The 18,726-nt window shown below is 41.4% G+C and carries 18 protein-coding genes; 7 read left to right on the top strand and 11 right to left on the bottom strand.

Annotated elements, in window-relative coordinates:
• The first annotated feature begins 12 nt into the window (after positions 1–12).
• Entirely contained in the window at positions 13–489 is a 477-nt protein-coding gene (locus tag C6Y01_RS14265; protein WP_106038368.1) for a YbaK/EbsC family protein, read from the top strand.
• A gap of 88 nt (positions 490–577) precedes the next feature.
• On the opposite strand, the gene guaA is transcribed toward C6Y01_RS14265, so the two are convergent.
• The 5 genes from guaA to C6Y01_RS14240 form a co-directional block, all read right to left on the bottom strand.
• A complete protein-coding gene (gene guaA, locus C6Y01_RS14260; RefSeq protein ID WP_060595666.1) occupies positions 578–2,119 on the bottom strand; it encodes a glutamine-hydrolyzing GMP synthase in 1,542 nt (513 codons plus the stop codon).
• A 186-nt stretch (positions 2,120–2,305) separates the two neighbouring features.
• Positions 2,306–4,507 (bottom strand): DUF4129 domain-containing transglutaminase family protein, encoded by a 2,202-nt coding sequence (locus tag C6Y01_RS14255; protein ID WP_106038367.1) that lies wholly within the window; start codon positions 4,505–4,507, stop codon positions 2,306–2,308.
• Between the two features lie 9 nt (positions 4,508–4,516).
• The gene (locus tag C6Y01_RS14250) at positions 4,517–5,707 is read right to left on the bottom strand and encodes a DUF58 domain-containing protein (RefSeq protein WP_106038366.1); all 1,191 of its coding nucleotides are present in this window, start codon (positions 5,705–5,707) and stop codon (positions 4,517–4,519) included.
• Positions 5,704–6,666 (bottom strand): AAA family ATPase, encoded by a 963-nt coding sequence (locus C6Y01_RS14245; protein WP_106038365.1) that lies wholly within the window; start codon positions 6,664–6,666, stop codon positions 5,704–5,706. The genes C6Y01_RS14250 and C6Y01_RS14245 overlap by 4 nt, the downstream gene beginning before the upstream one ends.
• 103 nt (positions 6,667–6,769) lie before the next feature.
• Positions 6,770–7,669: a cation diffusion facilitator family transporter gene (locus C6Y01_RS14240; protein WP_106038364.1), complete on the bottom strand. Its 900-nt coding sequence runs from the start codon at positions 7,667–7,669 to the stop codon at positions 6,770–6,772.
• Between the two features lie 482 nt (positions 7,670–8,151).
• Here C6Y01_RS14240 and gabP point away from each other — a divergent pair, with 482 nt between their 5' ends.
• The 3 genes from gabP to C6Y01_RS14225 all read left to right on the top strand — a co-directional run bounded on the left by gabP (position 8,152) and on the right by C6Y01_RS14225 (position 11,829).
• Positions 8,152–9,540: a GABA permease gene (gene gabP / locus C6Y01_RS14235; RefSeq protein WP_034664831.1), complete on the top strand. Its 1,389-nt coding sequence runs from the start codon at positions 8,152–8,154 to the stop codon at positions 9,538–9,540.
• A 98-nt stretch (positions 9,541–9,638) separates the two neighbouring features.
• A complete protein-coding gene (locus C6Y01_RS14230; protein WP_106038363.1) occupies positions 9,639–11,171 on the top strand; it encodes a multicopper oxidase family protein in 1,533 nt (510 codons plus the stop codon).
• 283 nt (positions 11,172–11,454) lie between these two features.
• Positions 11,455–11,829 carry a carboxymuconolactone decarboxylase family protein gene (locus C6Y01_RS14225; protein WP_034664837.1) on the top strand — a complete coding sequence of 125 codons (375 nt, stop codon included), beginning with the start codon at positions 11,455–11,457 and terminating at the stop codon, positions 11,827–11,829.
• A gap of 215 nt (positions 11,830–12,044) precedes the next feature.
• Here C6Y01_RS14225 and C6Y01_RS14220 read toward each other — a convergent pair whose 3' ends face one another.
• Entirely contained in the window at positions 12,045–13,094 is a 1,050-nt protein-coding gene (locus C6Y01_RS14220) for a hypothetical protein (protein ID WP_034664845.1), read from the bottom strand.
• Positions 13,095–13,167: 73 nt separating this feature from the next.
• Positions 13,168–13,536: an RlpA-like double-psi beta-barrel domain-containing protein gene (locus tag C6Y01_RS14215; protein ID WP_003213878.1), complete on the bottom strand. Its 369-nt coding sequence runs from the start codon at positions 13,534–13,536 to the stop codon at positions 13,168–13,170.
• A gap of 209 nt (positions 13,537–13,745) precedes the next feature.
• Between C6Y01_RS14215 and C6Y01_RS14210 the strand changes: the two genes are divergently transcribed.
• Together C6Y01_RS14210 and C6Y01_RS14205 are read left to right on the top strand one after the other, a co-directional pair.
• Positions 13,746–14,420: a hypothetical protein gene (locus C6Y01_RS14210; protein WP_106038362.1), complete on the top strand. Its 675-nt coding sequence runs from the start codon at positions 13,746–13,748 to the stop codon at positions 14,418–14,420.
• 124 nt (positions 14,421–14,544) lie between these two features.
• A complete protein-coding gene (locus tag C6Y01_RS14205; RefSeq protein ID WP_034664852.1) occupies positions 14,545–15,012 on the top strand; it encodes a hypothetical protein in 468 nt (155 codons plus the stop codon).
• Between the two features lie 62 nt (positions 15,013–15,074).
• On the opposite strand, the gene C6Y01_RS14200 is transcribed toward C6Y01_RS14205, so the two are convergent.
• From C6Y01_RS14200 to C6Y01_RS14185, 4 genes are all read right to left on the bottom strand, one after another.
• Positions 15,075–15,491 (bottom strand): hypothetical protein, encoded by a 417-nt coding sequence (locus C6Y01_RS14200; protein WP_034664855.1) that lies wholly within the window; start codon positions 15,489–15,491, stop codon positions 15,075–15,077.
• A gap of 171 nt (positions 15,492–15,662) precedes the next feature.
• Entirely contained in the window at positions 15,663–16,274 is a 612-nt protein-coding gene (locus C6Y01_RS14195) for an FMN-binding negative transcriptional regulator (RefSeq protein WP_106037234.1), read from the bottom strand.
• A gap of 21 nt (positions 16,275–16,295) precedes the next feature.
• The gene (paiA, locus tag C6Y01_RS14190) at positions 16,296–16,814 is read right to left on the bottom strand and encodes a spermidine/spermine N(1)-acetyltransferase (RefSeq protein ID WP_106038361.1); all 519 of its coding nucleotides are present in this window, start codon (positions 16,812–16,814) and stop codon (positions 16,296–16,298) included.
• 22 nt (positions 16,815–16,836) lie between these two features.
• Entirely contained in the window at positions 16,837–17,289 is a 453-nt protein-coding gene (locus C6Y01_RS14185) for a MarR family winged helix-turn-helix transcriptional regulator (RefSeq protein WP_034664870.1), read from the bottom strand.
• A gap of 490 nt (positions 17,290–17,779) precedes the next feature.
• Here C6Y01_RS14185 and C6Y01_RS14180 point away from each other — a divergent pair, with 490 nt between their 5' ends.
• Positions 17,780–18,292: a DUF3231 family protein gene (locus C6Y01_RS14180; RefSeq protein ID WP_034664874.1), complete on the top strand. Its 513-nt coding sequence runs from the start codon at positions 17,780–17,782 to the stop codon at positions 18,290–18,292.
• Positions 18,293–18,726: the final 434 nt, after the last annotated feature.

Below are 18,726 nucleotides of genomic sequence, written 5' to 3'. Positions count from 1 at the left end.
GGAGAAATGATAATGTCCATCAAACAAGTAAAAGATTATTTTAAACAATATGATATGGATACTCGAATTCAAGAATTTTCAGTGTCTAGTGCCACCGTAGACTTGGCTGCTTCTGCATTGGGCTGCGAACCTGAAAGAATCGCAAAAACACTCTCCTTTCTAGTAAATGGACAAGCTATTTTAGTTGTGACCTCTGGCGATGCAAAAGTTGATAACAAAAAATTCAAGGAATATTTTAAAACAAAAGCTAAAATGCTTTCTCCTCATGAGGTCGTTGACTTGGTCGGTCATGAAATTGGCGGAGTATGTCCTTTTGCTTTAAAGAATGGCGTTTCTGTTTATTTAGATATTTCACTAAAACGTTTTGAGACAGTCTATCCAGCCTGCGGGAGCAGTAACAGTGCTATTGAACTCACAATAAAACAATTAGAAAAATACTCCGGTTATTCACAATGGATTGATGTGTGTAAGGGATGGAATGATGAATGAACACATGAAGACGGAAGGGAAAAGTACAGTTAAAAATAAAAAAGAGCTAGAAACCATTGATACACAAAGGTTTCTAGCTCTTTTACAATTATTCCCACTCAATCGTAGCAGGCGGCTTACTCGTAATATCATACACCACGCGGTTAATATGCTTCACTTCATTTACGATACGAGTCGAGATCTTTTCAAGCACATCCCAAGGGATTCTTGCCCAGTCACTCGTCATCCCATCAATCGAAGTAACAGCACGGATACCGATTGTGTAGTCGTATGTTCTTGCGTCACCCATGACGCCTACGCTGCGGATGTCTGGGAGAACCGTGAAGTATTGCCAGATGTCGCGCTCAAGTCCGAAGTTGGCAATTTCTTCGCGTAGAATCGCATCCGATTCACGGACGATTTCTAGTTTTTCTTCAGAAATTTCACCTAGTACACGGATACCTAGTCCTGGACCTGGGAATGGCTGTCTCCAGACGATGTCGTCAGGAATGCCCAGCTCTGAACCTAGGGCACGGACTTCATCCTTGAATAGTGTATTCAAAGGCTCAATCAATTCGAACTGCATGTCTTCTGGAAGACCGCCTACGTTGTGATGAGATTTGATTGTTTGTGCCGTTGCTGTTCCGCTCTCAATAATGTCTGTATAAAGTGTTCCTTGTGCTAAGTAGTCGATTCCTTTTAGCTTGTCCGATTCATCATCGAATACATAGATGAATTCGTTACCGATGATTTTACGTTTTTGCTCAGGATCAGACACACCTTTTAGCTTGTTTAAGAAACGATCTTTCGCATCTACTTTAATCACGTTCATGTTGAAACCTTCGCTAAATGTTTTCATAACCCCTTCTGCTTCGCCTTTGCGAAGAAGACCGTGGTCAACGAAAATACATGTCAGCTGATCGCCGATGGCTTTGTGGATCAATACAGCCACAACAGATGAATCCACACCGCCGCTTAGTGCGCACAATACTTGTTTGTCGCCTACTGTTTCACGGATTTTCTGCATTTCGATTTCAATGAAGTTCTCCATTGACCATTTGCCATCGCAGTCACACACGCCGAAGACAAAGTTTTTCAATAGGTCATTTCCGTACTCAGAGTGACGAACCTCTGGGTGGAACTGAACGCCATAGAAATTCTTCTCAGCTAAGCTCATCGCTGAGTTTGGACAATGTGCACTTGTTGCATCAACTGTAAAGCCTTCTGGTACTTCAACAACGAGGTCACCATGGCTCATCCAAACGACTTGATCAGTCGGAAGGTCTTTGAATAAAGCAGGCGTTCCATTAATGTGGATATCTGCTTTTCCATATTCACGCTGGCTTGCTGCTTCTACTTTCCCGCCTAAATAGTGAGTCATGAGCTGCATGCCGTAGCAAATGCCTAGAACCGGAATGTCTAGATCAAAAATCTTTTCATCACAGCGGAAAGATCCTTCATCATAAACACTGTTCGGTCCGCCAGAAAGGATGATTCCTTTAGGCGCCATTTCTTTAATTTCTTCAGCAGTTAAAGTGTGCGGATGAAGCTCACTGTACACACCAAATTCACGAATACGGCGTGTGATCAGCTGATTGTACTGACTGCCGAAATCTAGAACCAAAATCATTTCATTTACTAAATTTGTCATGGTGTCACCTCTATGTCCAATATAGTTTTTTATAAACGCACAGAAAAAATGAGAGGAGAAAACCTGCTCTCAGTGTGAATCACGTTTTTGAAGCGCCCAGACTCACATCCGAACGCTTCAATTTCATGTATTTTAGAAGGTTTTAATATTCACCTATTCTAACAACAGGAAGGTACGGGGTCAAGACTATCTCCTGTTTATTAAATTTTCCCATAACTTTGCCGACTGCCGCCAAAGCGCCGACACATCCTCTCGTCGATAGAGTGCCCGCTCATAGAGCTGCGTCAGCTCTGACATGCGATGATCTCCATCCTTGTCATCGATCAAAGAAGCGAATTCTCTTAGCGTCATGCCTGTTTTTTTCTCAATTCCCCTGCGCTTCAGCTGCTTTAATAGAGCCGCATACGCATAGAAGAATGCTTCCTCCTCTGGCAGACGTTTCACCTTTCTCACTATAAAGAATGGCAGCCATCTTGCTCTGAATCGATAAAGCAGCCAGCTCATCAATCCAAGAAAGACCATAGCTCCTGCCGCAAAACCCAAGATTGAACCAACATGCACCATACTTGGCTTTGCTTGTGCTGTTTGTTTCTTTGGTTCTGCCGGCTGCTCTGTCTCCTGCTGCTGCGGCTGTTCTGCCGGCTGATCTTCGCGTGCATCAGAGCTAGGCTGATCTTCTTCCTTTTGATCATCCGTTTGATCGCTTGAAACGGCTTCATTCGTAAATGTCTGTGGGTTCGTAAATCCTTTAGTCGGTTCGAAGGTGACCCAGCCTCTGTTTGGAAAATAAACCTCTACCCATGAATGCGCATTGTTATTGGTCACTTCATACACATTGTTTCCATCCATCTGTGTTTCATATAACTGACCTGACGTATATCCTTTCACCCATCTCGCCGGAATCCCGATCGAACGAAGCATCACAATCATAGAGGATGAAAAATTATCACAGTAGCCGATCATCGTATCAAACAAAAATTGATCCACATAATCTTCATTACGACCAGGCACAGCGACATTTTGCGTTTCATATGAAAACTTCGCTGACCCTAAGTAGTCCTCAATCGCTTTAGCCTTATCGTACATATTATCCTTCGTTTCCGTTAAGCTGTTTGCCAATGTTTTCACTCGCTCTGGTAATGAGGAAGGAAGCTGCAAGTATTCACGGCCAACCTCCTGATTGACTTTCTGCTTCGTCGGTACTTTGATGCTCTGCAAATCCTCAAGGATAAATGTAGGCGATAAGAAGCTGACTTGGTAGTTCCCTAAATTTTTCGGTGGATTTTGAATGGATGGGACAATTTTCTCCGTTTTCCCCATCATTTGCAGCGGAATATTTTCCATTGGCATCAGTGTGATCGTCCCAATTGGATAGACGGCATGATTAAATCGATAGTCAGATTCCATATCGACTCTCGTTTCGTGCACCTCTGTTTTTACACGCTCGGTAAACCAACGATTTGGCACATCATCGTCCTTTAGCCGAGTAGGCTTTGTATCATTTGAGGCATCCTCCCAGCCCTTTCCTGTGTAGATGCTTTTTGTTTCGACACGAAAGTAAGACGGCTCCTTTCCGCTCCATTTAAAGACCGGTGTGCGATCCTCACTAAACGGTCCGCCAAGCGCCGAATCATCTGCACTATATCCCACCTTATTCTGCCCGGCTGCGTTATCTTGATTCGTCACCGCCTTAAAAAACGGGACAGGATCAGGCCATTTCGGATCAGACTTTGGCAAAGAAGCGCCGAGTGCCGCTGATAGAAGAACGAGCGCCAACATGGGCAAAAACCATTTTAGACGCGCCTTCTGTGACACTCGGATGCCTTCAGCCGAACGCAGTCGATCGAAATACAGCAACCCAAGCAAACAAAAACCAAACACCATAATGCGAACGATCGCAAAGGCAGCATCATATGGCGTAAACGTATCAAGAATCGTGACATACACAATCGTCATGAGTAAAAAGAAAAAGATACGCTGCTGATAGACCACCCAATAATGAAGCAAGTAGACAAGCAGCCACAGCAAAATATAAAACAATAATGTGCGGAAGGACGGGTACATGTCACTCCACATGCCTGTGCTCATGAAGGTGATATTATCTTTGATATCAGCAAATAATGCAGCCGGATAGCTTGGCTCTGCTTGATAAAAGATCAAATATAAGGCGAGCAAGATCATGCCAGTACAAATAGGAAACGTCACATACCACTTCAAACGAAAGAATGTAAACAAACACGTAAGCCCTATAAAAATGATGAAATAAGACGTATGACTCGTCTCTGTAAAGTCTTGAAGCGGACGAAGCCACTCCCAAAGCAGCAGAAATGCTACAGCATAATAGATGAACAACTCAAAACGGCTTTGCCGCTGATGCGTATCCAGCATAAATGTTTGTCACCTCACAGTTCTTTCGTGCAGCCGGTCTTCAAATAAAAGGGTCGTGCGTATTCCAGATGCCTTGAGCCGGTCTACAAGCTGTTTTTCTTTTGTCGTGAAGCGATCCAAAGCTCTCTTCACTAAAAGAACAGTGATGTTCTTTCTGTTTCGATTTCCAAAGAGGCTCGCAGCAAGCTCTTCTTGCAGCTGACCCGTGACGACATATTTTCCAGAGTGCTGGTACTCACTCGCTGCTAACGTCTTATATTCTTGTGCGCGAGAATGTTGATGCTGCACCCTTGTTAAATAATAGAGCATGTCCTGTAAATGAAGTTCTCCTTGATCCACTCGAAAGGCATGCTGATCTCCTAGAGGTACAAAACCTGAAGGCACCCCTTTTTTCACTGCCGTTTGGAGAACAGAAGCTGCAATAGACACGACGGTCTCAAAAACCGCTTCATCTGTAAAATCAGCAAACACGACAAGATCCTTTGTTTGATTCTGTTCAAATTCCTTCGTCATCAGCTGACCCCTTCTAGCCGTCGTCTTCCAGTCCACCCAAGCAAAACGGTCTCCTTGCTGGTATTCCCGTACGCCTGTTGTCACATGGGTCGGTTCATTTAACCACGAGTGAACCGCTTTGCCTCCATTTTCATTCACTGACTCAGCAGACTCCACCTGAAGATCGAGTATTTTCGGATAGACAAGCAGCTTTTTTTCTAACGGAATGATCACTTCTTTCTCCACAAAACCAAACATATCGCCCGTTTTGATTCGAACCGCTGACAAATGATGTTCCCCGCGCTTGACATCATTCAATTGATAGGAAAAACGCCACGTTTTCCGAAACCAAGGAAACAGCATTTGCTTCATTTCAATTTGTTCCTGTAAATGAAAGGTGTCCGGCGGATCATCCTCAATCAAGACGTAAACGTATGGAAATGGATTTGTCCGCTTGATTTCAAGGTCAACGGACAGCACGTCTCCCGCCTTCAATCGGGTTTGCTGTAATGTCCTTTTGACTGTCGCGCGCAGCGGAATGAGCGCAAACATCAAAGCATACAAAGTATATGGTAAAAATGCATAAAAAAGGAACCAACTCACAAACCCTCCCTGAAACATGGCATAACAAAAGGCTGCCGCAGTGAGGATGATGAGCATCATCACCCGTAACCATAATGAAACAGCGAAACGATGACGTGACTTCATTGAGTCATCGACTTTTGAACTGGCACGCCAATTTGCTCAAGCATTTGTCGCAGCAGTGTCTCCGCCTTCTTCCCTTCATACGTCGCTTCTGAAGTCAAAATCATTCGATGCGGCAATGTATATGGCGCCAAATACTGTACATCATCAGGAATCACATAATCTCGCTGATTCAACAGCGCATACGCCTGAGCCGCTTTCATGAGGGCGATCGATCCCCTTGGACTCACACCTAAATAAACAGATGGATGCTGCCGCGTCGCTTGAGCAATTTCCACAATATATTCTTTAATGGATGCATCCACATGAATGGTCTGAACAGCTTGCTGCAACGCATGAATATGTTCCTTTGTCATGACAGCTTGAAGTGTATCAATCGGGGACTGCTTTTCCTGCAAGTTGAGCACCTCCAGCTCCTCCAGCATGGTCGGATATCCCATCTGCAGCTTGAATAAAAACCGGTCCATTTGCGCTTCTGGCAGCGGATAGGTCCCTTCATATTCCACTGGATTCTGCGTCGCCATGACGAAAAAAGGATCCGCAAGCCGCATTGTTTCTCCGTCCACTGTGACACTGCCTTCCTCCATCGCTTCGAGCAATGCCGACTGTGTTTTAGGAGAGGTCCGGTTGATCTCATCAGCCAAAATAATCTGCCCCATAATCGGTCCTTGCCTAAATTCAAATTCATTTGTCTTTTTATTATAAATCGACACACCTGTTACATCTGAAGGCAAAAGGTCAGGAGTGAATTGGATTCGCTTAAACTCACAGCCAATCGATTTTGCCAAAGCACGAACCATCATCGTCTTCCCAACACCAGGCACATCCTCGAGTAGCACATGCCCCTTCGCCAAAATCGCAACAAGGCTTAATATCGCAATGTCTTTTTTCCCAACCATGACTTTATTGATGTTATCTACGATTTTTTGTAAATCTGAATGCATCGGTTCATCAAATGCCATCCTGATCCTCCTATCACGTTTCCGTTAAATTTCATATAGTCTAACTTTACCATACAACGCGCATTTGCATAAAACATCAGCATGTAGAAAAAAAGAAGCCTTCTCACGATGGAAAAGACTTCTTCTCTTCTTTTGTCTCACCTGCTGGCTCCATATGAACATGAGAGTGTAAAATATCATGTTCCTTCTTCATTCTACGTTCGATCTCATCTGCAATATCATGGCTTTCTGCAATGTTCAAGTGCGGCTCGACCTCCACTACTACATCCACATGGACCGTACTTCCGAGATACCGTGCCTTAATATCTTTCAAATCGCCCACTCCAGGTGTTGCTTCAATGGTCTCTTTATATTTGGACATATCTTTTATATGAAAACCGTCCGTTAACGAATGAGAAGCATCTCTGAAAATCTCCCACGCCGTTTTACAAATAATGAGGCCAATGACAAACGCTGCAAGCGTATCAATCCATGCCAGCTGAAATTGAGAGGCGATAATCCCTACAAATGTTCCAATACTCACATACGCATCTGATTTATTATCAGCTGCTGCTGCATGAAGAGCCTGGCTATTGATCCGTTTGGACAGATTGCGGTTGTAAATATACACGCCGTACATCACCACAGCACTTCCTGCTGCCGTCCAAGCTGCGATCATATCGGGCGTTTGATGCTCAGATGAGAAGAGCGACTGGCCCGCACTCAGCAAAACCTGAAGTCCAACAAGCATCATAATAAAGGACGCCACAAGAGACGCAATATTCTCTGCTCGAAAATGACCGTATGGATGATCTTCATCAGGCGGCTTTTGAGAAATACGCAGCCCAATCAACACAGCAAGGGATGCAATAATATCCGTCGTATTATTCAATCCATCTGCCGAAAGAGCCTCTGAATGAAACACATACCCAATTAGAAGTTTCACCGCTGATAAGATCACATAGGCAATGATGCTGACCCAAGCACCTGTTTCACCTTGTCTTAATTCGTTATAGCGCTCCATGTCGAACCGCGCCTCCTCACACATCACTTTTCTATTATTTATCTTACAAAGCAAAGCCCGTGTGGGTCTACAGCAACATGATTCGCTTGTGTCAGCAAAATAGGATACATAGAAATGTGTTGACCTAAGTAAACTTATTTTTATAAGGTCAATTGACCTCAAGACCTACTCCCATCAACCTTTTTCCAATTCACTCTGTGATGAACATATGGGCAATATCACTCTTTCTAGAAAATTGTCAGAATAATTTTATTTTGAGACACAACTTCTCCCCATCCTATCTTATGCAATTTTTAAGAATGAACTGAGAAAAAAGAGGGAACATAATCTCTCAAATCCTTTATACTTTTTAACATCATGTTAAGAGGTTTGAAATGTCAGTTTGATAACCTGTCCAATGCTGAATGACAATTCAGTATGATAAAATTTAAAATATTCTAAAAACAATTTCTCTATGAAGAGAAATGTTTGGAGGTAAAGACATGTCCAACATGACAAACGGTCTTCAAAAAAATCTGAAAACAAGACATATTTCAATGATCTCCATTGCTGGGGTTATTGGCGCAGGGCTATTTGTTGGTAGCGGCGCTGTCATTCATTCTGCAGGGCCTGGAGCCATTCTTTCCTATTCTTTTGCCGGACTTCTAGTGATCTTTATTATGAGAATGCTTGGAGAAATGGCATGCGCTTATCCGACAAGCGGTTCCTTCTCACAATATGCGAGCGATGCCATCGGTCCTTGGGCTGGGTTTACAATTGGCTGGCTTTACTGGTTCTTCTGGGTCATCGTCATCGCCATCGAAGCCATTGCCGGTGCTGCCATTATTCAGTATTGGTATGGAGATGCACCTGTTTGGCTCACAAGTCTTATCCTCACTATCCTCTTAACATTAACGAATATCTTTTCTGTTAAATCTTTTGGCGAATTTGAATACTGGTTCTCATTAATAAAAGTCGTCAGCATTATTCTCTTTCTACTCATCGGTTTTGCATTTATCTTTGGTTTTGGCGGTCATCATACTGCAGGTCTTGCCAATTTAACGGGGAACGGCGGTTTCCTTCCAAATGGATTCAGCTCTGTTTTACTCGGAATTGTCGTCGTCATCTTTTCCTTCATGGGAACCGAGATTGTAGCAATAGCGGCCGGAGAATCAGCAGACCCAGTCAAGTCTGTGACAACAGCTACCCGCTCTGTTGTATGGCGTATCATCGTGTTCTATGTCGGATCCATCGCTGTCGTTGTGACCTTGCTTCCATGGAATTCAGCGAGTATTTTAACAAGCCCGTTCGTTGCGGTATTAGAATACATCGGTGTCCCATCAGCGGCTCAAGTCATGAACGTCATTGTTTTAACAGCCGTTCTTTCTTGTTTAAACTCTGGGTTGTACACAACGTCCAGAATGCTTTATTCATTAGCGGAAAGAGGCGAAGCACCGAAACGCTTTATGAAAATCAGCAAACGTGGTGTTCCTGTAGCGGCTACAGTCGCAGGCACCTTCTTTTCCTACATTGCCGTCATGATGAACTACTTTTATCCTGAAACCATCTTTTTGTTCTTAGTCAATGCATCCGGCGCCATTGCCCTTCTTGTCTACTTGGTCATTGCTGTTTCACAATTAAGAATGCGCCGTAAAATCGAAAAAGAAAATCCAGAGCAGCTCAAAATCAAAATGTGGCTGTTCCCATATCTCACGTACTTTACCATTTTGGTCATTTGCGCCATCTTGGCATCGATGCTGTTTATCGAATCAATGAGACCACAGCTCATTTTGACAAGTATCATTACCTTCGGTGTGCTTGCCGCTTATTTCGTCTTTAAACCGAATAAAAAAGTGCCTGCAAATGCAGCGCTTGAAAATAAACATCCGTAATGCTCCCGCTGAAAAGCGGGTTTTTTTATTTTATTCACCTATTTTCATGTCCGCACTTATACTGTATCAAATTGGATTTTAAGTGAGGATTAGACAACATGAACCTAGAAAAATTTGTTGACGAGCTGCCAATCCCAGAAGTCGCGGAGCCCGTCAAAAAGAACCCAAGACAAACGTATTATGAAATCGCTATGGAGGAGGTATTTCTAAAAGTTCATAGAGACCTGCCCCCAACCAAGCTATGGACCTATAATGGCAGTTTGCCTGGTCCCACCATTCAAGCGAATCGAAATGAAAAAGTCAAAGTGAAATGGATGAACAAATTGCCGTTGAAGCATTTCCTGCCGGTCGATCACACCATTCACGAAGGCCATCATGATGAACCAGAAGTCAAAACGGTCGTTCATCTGCATGGCGGCGTCACACCAGCAAGCAGTGACGGCTATCCAGAGGCTTGGTTTTCACGAGACTTTGAAGCAACCGGCCCCTTCTTTGAACGAGAGGTATACGTATACCCAAATCATCAGCAAGCCTGCACATTGTGGTATCACGATCATGCGATGGCATTGACACGATTAAATGTGTACGCCGGCTTAGCTGGGTTTTATTTGATCTCTGATGCGTTTGAAAAATCGCTAGAATTACCGAAAGATGAGTATGACATTCCGTTAATGATCATGGACCGTACATTTCAGGAGGATGGCGCACTGTTTTATCCAAGCAGACCAAACAACACGCCAGAAGACAGTGACATACCAGATCCGTCCATCGTGCCCTTCTTTTGCGGAGAAACCATTTTGGTTAATGGAAAAGTATGGCCGTATTTAGAAGTAGAACCGCGTAAATATCGCTTTCGTATTTTAAATGCGTCCAATACAAGAACTTACGAGCTGCATCTAGACAACGATGCTACGATTTTGCAAATTGGATCTGATGGCGGCTTTTTGCCAAGACCTGTTCACCATCAATCCTTTAGCATTGCTCCTGCTGAACGGTTTGATGTCATCATCGATTTTTCAGCTTACGAAAACAAAACGATCATCCTTAAAAATAAAGCGGGCTGCGGACAGGAAGTGAATCCTGAAACAGATGCAAACATCATGCAATTTAAAGTCACACGGCCGCTAAAAGGGAGAGCACCTAAAACATTACGGCCTATTTTCAAACCGCTTCCACCGCTTCGGCCTAGTCGAGCTGATAAAGAGCGTACGCTCACTCTTACCGGTACACAGGATAAATACGGCCGCCCCATTTTATTGCTGGATAACCAATTTTGGAATGACCCCGTCACGGAAAATCCTCGGCTTGGCAGTGTAGAGGTTTGGTCCATCGTCAATCCAACAAGGGGCACACATCCCATTCATTTACATCTTGTTCAATTTAGGGTGATAGACAGAAGACCATTTGATACAGAGGTCTATCAATCGACAGGGGAAATTGTGTATACAGGACCGAACGAAGCCCCTCCTTTACATGAACAAGGCTACAAGGACACCATTCAAGCGCATGCCGGTGAAGTCATTCGGATCATCGCTCGCTTTGTTCCATACAGCGGCAGGTATGTGTGGCATTGTCATATATTAGAGCACGAGGATTATGACATGATGCGGCCGATGGATATCATCCAGTAAAATGAAATTAATCTCCCGTCACATGCGTAAACACATGTATTGAGTAAATCATTGCGAAGGGCTAACAGACAGCGATATATTAGCCCTTTATTTCCTTTTCATTGAATCATTCTAAAAAAACAATGCATGACTTGAAATGGCATTTATTTGTACATTCAATACTTAAAAAGTTGACGCAGCAAACCGATAATACTACTATATACCCATTGCATCTATCAAAAGGCACATAAGCCACAATGAACGAACAAATGGAAAATTGCGATAAAAAACGGAGGAGTTCAATTTGAATGAAGAAAAAGAGACTTGCCAGGTCACACAAGAAACAGCGGCAGGTAACATAGAAAAGCTTTCAATTCAGGAAAACGAGAGCATTTGGTCAAATATTGAACAGCTAACAATTGAACTCGGTGAACAAAAAGAATTCAACCACTTCATTTTAGATGAAAAACAAAAGGCCATCAGTACATTATCTGCCCTCATTACAAAAGGCGATTGTGATGAAGAATTAAAGACTCATTTTGAACAAGCATTACATATCGGACTTTCTGTCATAGAGATCATGGAGATTATTAAGCACTGTACAAAAGTTGCTGGATTCCCTCACTCCATTAATGCCCTGTTTATCTTTCAAAACTTACTAGACAATAACACCAAATAAATCAGTGAAAACGAGAAGCCTTGTGTCCTCTCGTTTTTTTATGTACACTCATATTACTCTCTTTCTTTTCCTCTGTCACATAAGCAAAATACGAAAATACCACACGTTTCTCTGCTTAAAAATTGCTTTCCCTTCCATGAATTCCTCAATTTCACCATCATTTCAAGCGGCAAAATAAAAAAACGTCCAGTTATATCAAATAACTGAACGTACCCTTATCGATTGACAGTGAAATTGTTAACAATTCCGCCATCCTTCTCCCAAGCGGCTTCCACTGTTTTCTTCTTGATATTGTATTCAAATATCGTTCTTACCTTTGCTTTTCGTCCGGTGTCATCCTTTAATTCCTTTGCGTTTTTAGCAACACCTAAGAAATAAACAGAAGATCCGTCCGTAGAAAATTGCGGCTGTGCGGCACTTAAAATATGCATATCCTCACTGTTCTTAACGAGTGTTGTCGTTTTTCCGGTTTCTACATCAAGCATCTTAATAGAGGATACTTCTTTTTCGTTTCGCACCTTCACTTCTGTATAAATCAATGTCTTATGATCTGGTGAAAATGAAATATCATTGATCGTTTGCGAGATACGTGTAATACGCTTCCCCTTCGCACCTGTTTGAAGGGTGATCTTCATGGTCGTTGGTTCAGGGTCTCTTCCCTTTTCATTCGCTTCATCGGTTTTCTTGTAATCTTCTTTTAAGGAATAATGCTGGATTGCCAGAAGGTTTGACGCCGGATCATAAGCAAAAGAACTCACCGTATCATCCTTGCTTTTTTCTGGATATAACACCTTCATTTTTTGTGTATTCAAATCATAAGAAGCGACATAAAATTGTTCGCCAGAATCCTTGTTATACCTGAGATATAACTGTTTCCCGTCTCCAGACAGCCTCATACTGTCGATGGAATCATCACTCGTAAATAGCGTTTTTTCTTCATCTGTTTTCACATTCAGTTCTCGAATACTCACTTTTTGTGTGTCTTCATCCGTATACGTGTAATATAAAAGCTGTTTCGTAGAATCATAAGCAATCGAAGGATATGCTGTCAGTTTCTCCGTATGAAGCGCCCGGTCATGCAGGTAATACGTATTGTTTAACTGTTGATCTGTAAATGAAACGAGTAATTCGTCTTTTGCATCTTGATTCGTTTTCACTTTTCCTGCATGTTTCGCCTCTTGCGCCGGCTTCATCATGAAGAAAATGACTGCCGCAATCACTGCGACTCCGATGACCGTGATGATCCACCATGTTGATTTTTTCATTGCCTTTCAGACCCTCTCTACAAGAAAAGAAGCCAGAAAATAAACTTTTCCCGCTTCTTTGCATGACTATGTATTAATAAGTGTAATGCCCTTTTACGACACCTTTACTTGTTTTATACCCTAGTGCTTTGAATGCTTTTGGACTGACGTCTAATACAGCGTTTGGCATTCTGCCTACATCATATTTATATACTGTAATCACTTTATGTGGTTTCGCTTTTGTTGTCACTCTAAGTTTTGTACCTTTTTTCGGTACGTCAAATCCCATTTTAGTTGCTGCATCCCAATGACCGAGTTTTTTTCCATCTGCGCCCTTTTTACCGACACCATTATACCAAGTAATATTGCCGCTTACTTTTTTTGCACTTGCTCCATGTGAGAAACTAAACGCCAAAAATAAACTAGCTACTGTTACGATTGTCGCGATAAGCTTTTTATTCATTAAAAAATCCTCCGTATTTGGTTTCTGCACTTATTATACATGAAGATGCCCCCAGTTATTTTACAGTCACATTACAATTCGAATACAAGTTGACCACTTTATGACCGATTTTGTTCACAAAAAATACCAAAATCGGCCAGAAGAATGTAAGTAGCCCCTCTCTTTCATTTTATATAATAAAAGTGAATCCAATTTAAGGAGGAATTTTTATGAAAAAGTGGTTCATCGTTTTGAGTGTAAGTTTGGCCTTCGTTTTGATGCTATCAAGTATCCCTGCCTCAGCAGCTGGTCCTCGTCACGGCGCGATTGTGACACAAACGGATGAGGCAAAATGGTCAGGTATCTCTGCTGATATTGTGCTGCCGAAAACAGCCACTATTAAAAATGGCTATGCAGACTGGTACCTCGGTCTCGGCTCTGCCGTTGTAGAGAGCGGTATTTCAAAAACGTCTTCTGGCTATAAGGTCTTTCTTGGCAGCGGCTCACAAGGCGGCAGTCAATACTGGAACAGTGAGTACAATAAGAGCATTACGGATGGTGCACGTGTCAACTTAAAGCTCATCAACAATGGTGATGGCACAGTGTCACTATACGTCAATGGGAAATTGCGCTATAAGCAGCCTGTTTTCAACCCTAGTCGTCTGAAAAACCTCGATGTCGTCAAAATGGTTCACGGCGTCCAAGATAATGGAACAAACAGCTACTCACAAGCAAGTTTCTCGAATGTACAGCTTCGTGCGAATACTTCAGGAAGTGTCTATAAAAAATGGGATGGAACAATCAAATCATCGCTTTTACGTAAAAATTTAGAGTCTGGTGCTGCGGCTCCTAAATTCACCGTCATTTCTTCTGTTCCATTAAGTACAAGCCTTTCAGCACAATAAGAAAAAAGCGCCCTATTTTGGGTGCTTTTTATTGTTCACAGCTTATCAACACTTCTCTTTTAATCAAAACAAGGATTCGTGGTAACATAAACATACATACTTCGCAGAAAAAAGGAGAACGAACGTGAGAAAAAGTCTACTTGTTTTCATGAGCCTAGTTGCAAGTCTCTTCATTCTAGCAGCTTGCTCGAATACGACGAAAGAACAAAAAACAGAATCTAAGGCACTTCCAACGATTAATGACCGCATTCAAAATGAAACGAAAGAAGTCATGGAGCAGTCTAAACTCATAAAAGATACTGACATCACCGTTGATCAAAAGAAAAAAGTCATTTCTTTAAACGTGACCGCTTCATCTGATACCAATAGTGATTACGCTGAAGTCATCGGTTTAAACTTTGCCAAGACGCTGGCCATTGGGGCATCAACTGAAAAAGAAAACAACCTGCACAAACCAGAAAATGACAGCCTTGGCGCCCTCTATTCCTTTTACGACCTAAACATCACCGTGAAACAAGAAAACGGCAAAGTACTGGCAAAAGGAAAGAAAAAAACAAATGAAACAAAAATCACGTGGGAAAGAGCCCAGTAATTTATGGTTTTTTACGATGAAAAAAGCTTGTAGAGGACCTCTCTACAAGCCTTTTTTCATGTTTATTCAGTCAAATCGTCTCTCATCGCATCAACTAGTGTGTGAATATCTGAGTGAGTCCTTGATGCTAATCGTACCAACAAATCATCTATACACTCATACAAATGATGTTCCCTCAAAATATACTCCTTATAAAATGGAATGACAAAGAAATAGAGCAAATCAGCAAATTCAAGTGCAACGTTATCTTCATCCTCATCTTCTAACGCCTGTCCAACACTTTCAATCAACCAAATCAAATCTGCTTTCTTTTCAATCGGGACATACATCAGTAAATGAATATCATCCGTATCCTTCGTTTGTAAAATCCGCTCAGCCGCTTCCTTTGACAGCGCCCCAATTTCTGTAGAAGATATATTAACAACCGCTAATTCATCCTCTGATCTCACTTGATTCATTTGCAGCAAGTTTTGGTCCATCTCGACTCACTCCCCATTCTCAGATACCTTTATTATAAGGAATTGATCTGATTTTTTATGGAAATAGTGGATTTTTTTATGTAATTTTAAAGAAAATGTGACATTATAAGCCAAGATATCTCATTTCTCTCAAAACAAAAAAAAGCACTCTTGATCATAAGAGTGCTTTTCTCATACATCCTTTACTCTCTTTTTCATCGCCTCAGCCATTTCCACGTCACCCTCTGCTTCCAACTTTTCAATGATGTGAGCATAATCCCTTTCATGGCGATTTTGGCTTAGTTTAAAAGCAGCCTGAACTTCATCAATGATGATTTTAAAGCCCACAATCCCTTTCATTTGTTTCTCTAACAGTTCATCAGACAATGTATCCCATAAAACAGGCTGTTCTCTGTGGCTTTCGTATGTTTCCAGCATCGTGGTTAATTCTTTTACCAGTTCCCCTTTTTCTAACAGCACAGCCTTTCCATATACATGGACAGCCTGATAATTCCATGTCGGTACGGCTTCTTTTTCATACCATGAAGAGGATATATAGGCATGTGGTCCTTGAAAGATGACGAGCACCTTCTCATTTTCTTCAAACGTTTTCCACTGAGGATTTCCAATCGCCATATGCCCTGTAATCACATACGAATCTTCAACTTGATGAAAACTCACTGGAATATGTGTCGCAATGGGTTTTTCATCCGTTGTGGTCACAACTGTTGCAAATGAATGTAATTGAATAAATGCTTTTACTTCTTCCATATCTTTCACTTGAAAAAAAGATGGAATATGCATATTCCCTTCCCCCTTATTGATTCAGCTAAGTGTTTTGGTCATAATGAAGTCCAATTGTTCTTCGTCTCCCATAAGGAATGCGTGCACCCCTGTTTGAACAAACCCAAGCTTTTGATAAAATGCGATGGCCGCTTTGTTGTGCTCCCACACCCCAAGCCAAACATCACGTTTATGATATTTCTTCGCGATCTCAAAGGCTTGATTGATTAAATATCGGCCTAATCCTTGTTTTTGAAAGGACTGCTTAATATAAATTCTTTCAATCTCTAACGCTTCACTTCCCATCTCTTCTGACTGCGCATCATCCATATTGACCTTCAAATAACCAGCAACTTTGCCATTCACTTGAACAAAATAGAACTGTGAAGATGGATGATGTAATTCTTTTAACAGCTGGTTCGGATGAAAGGCTGTCTTTACGTAAGCATCGATATGTTCCGCTTTGTTTTGATTCTGAAAGGTTTCTATAAATGTGTCGATACCGACTTTTTGCAGCTCTTCTATATGCTGTTCATTACATGGAATAAAAGTGACGGTCATTGAAGTCATCTCTCCTTATCATTTAGTAGCGTCTCTTATTTCCTTTTTTCACATAATCCCAATCTTTTTCGATATTTTTTCTCACCCTTAGAAGATACTCATATATCTGTTCTGCTTCCTCTTCAGAAAATCCATCCAGCGCTACTTGATTCGAATAATCATTTTCTCGTTTGATCATTGGATATACCGCTTCCCCTTTATCAGTGGGAAACAGCTTTTTGATTTTTTTATTCACTCGATCATCTTTCTTCTCAATAAAACCATGCAGTTCTAATTTTTTGATAGCACGAGCAGCCGTTGTTCGATCCACCTTGATCATTTCCGCCAGCTTTTCCTGAATGATGCCAGGCTCTTCACAGATACGCACAAGATACAAATACTGCCCCTTCGTTAAATCGTACTCTTTAAATTCAATATTACTTATAGAATCAAGCGCCCGAGCGATGACGCCAATCTCTCGCAAAATCTCTCTCATTTATCACGACTCCTTTTGTTGCATTTACAACATAAAACATAACAACATTATAGTTTATTTTTGTTGTAAACACAATAAAAAAACACCTTCATTGAGAAAGTGTTTTTTTCATTTTCTTTATTTCGCTCGTTTCTTTAATAGTGGTAATCGTTACAAAAAATAACGATCTCTGATCATCGCGAACGAAGGTGGTTAGGCAATGGGAAAAAGAAGAAGAGAGCCTCATAATATGCCACTACATTTTATCATATATATTCGTTGCTAGAAGATAATTTCCCTTTATGCAACCGCTCTTTTTATAACATAATCTCTCCAGTTTTATTAGCCATTATTCGTTAGAGTCCACATAGATTAAAATTAGAATTTTACCTTTAACAACCATCATTAAAATGATGAATATAATGGTTTAATTTAGGAACTATAAAAAGGTGACCAATCGTCAAGAAAGGAAGGTCGCTTAATGAATATTTTACAATTAGGGAGGATGACAATGGGAATTTTAAGTGGAAATCCAACGGATGAACCTATGCACTATGGTGAAGTGTTTGGTACATGGTCTTACTTGATGGTAGCTAAAGGTTTAGTTGCTGGTTATCAAACCCACTTAAACCATGCAGGTGACGAAGACTTACAAAAATTAATTGAAGAAGCTATTCAGGGTGGGCAACAAGAAATCAAAGAAATTGAAACTTTATTAAAAGAAAATGGAATTGGCTTACCTCCAACACCTCCTGAACGACCTAAAGCTTGTATAGACGATATTCCAGTAGGGGCACGTTTTCAAGATCCAGAAATAGCCGCTGGTCTTTCGGCGAACATTGCGGCAGGCTTAGTATCGTGTAGCACAATTATGGGGCAATCCATTCGAGAAGACATAGCTATGATGTTTGGACAGTTTCATGTTCAAAAGACAGCACTTGGAGCAAAAGTCCTTAGACTTAACAAAGAAAAAGGATGGTTAATTCCACCACCTCTTCATCATAGCAAAGCAGAAGATTGCTAATCATAAGATGATTAAACATTAAAGAGTAGACCTTTAGGGTTTACTCTTTTCTTGCTAAGCTTTAAACTTTCTACAAATTGAAAACTCTCCTTCACTCTCTTTACAGTCACTATATTTTGCCATTCCCATCGATTGCCTCTGAGCCAACATCATCAGCACTAGAAGATCAATTCCTTTAATATACCTAAAAATATCTTCCTCAGATTTAAAAGCTCCTATTACTATAGGTTCTTTAAACATTGATAGCAACTAACCAGTGGTAAAAACTTCGAGAGTAACCTTTCTCTATTATAGTCCTTGCAATTGCAGCATAAAGTCGGGCCCGTTCCGAGGTTCCATTTAATCAACAAGGTTGGTCATACCATACTGCTTGAGGTCGAATCGTCATTAATGAAAAACAATAGCATAGTGGACATAAGATTAGTCATACTACA

This window comes from Bacillus sp. NMCC46 (genome assembly GCF_002998465.1).
GTDB lineage: Bacteria > Bacillota > Bacilli > Bacillales > Bacillaceae > Bacillus.
The sequence above is the reverse complement of the archived record's forward strand: the minus strand, read 5'-3'. Positions and strand labels throughout refer to the sequence as shown.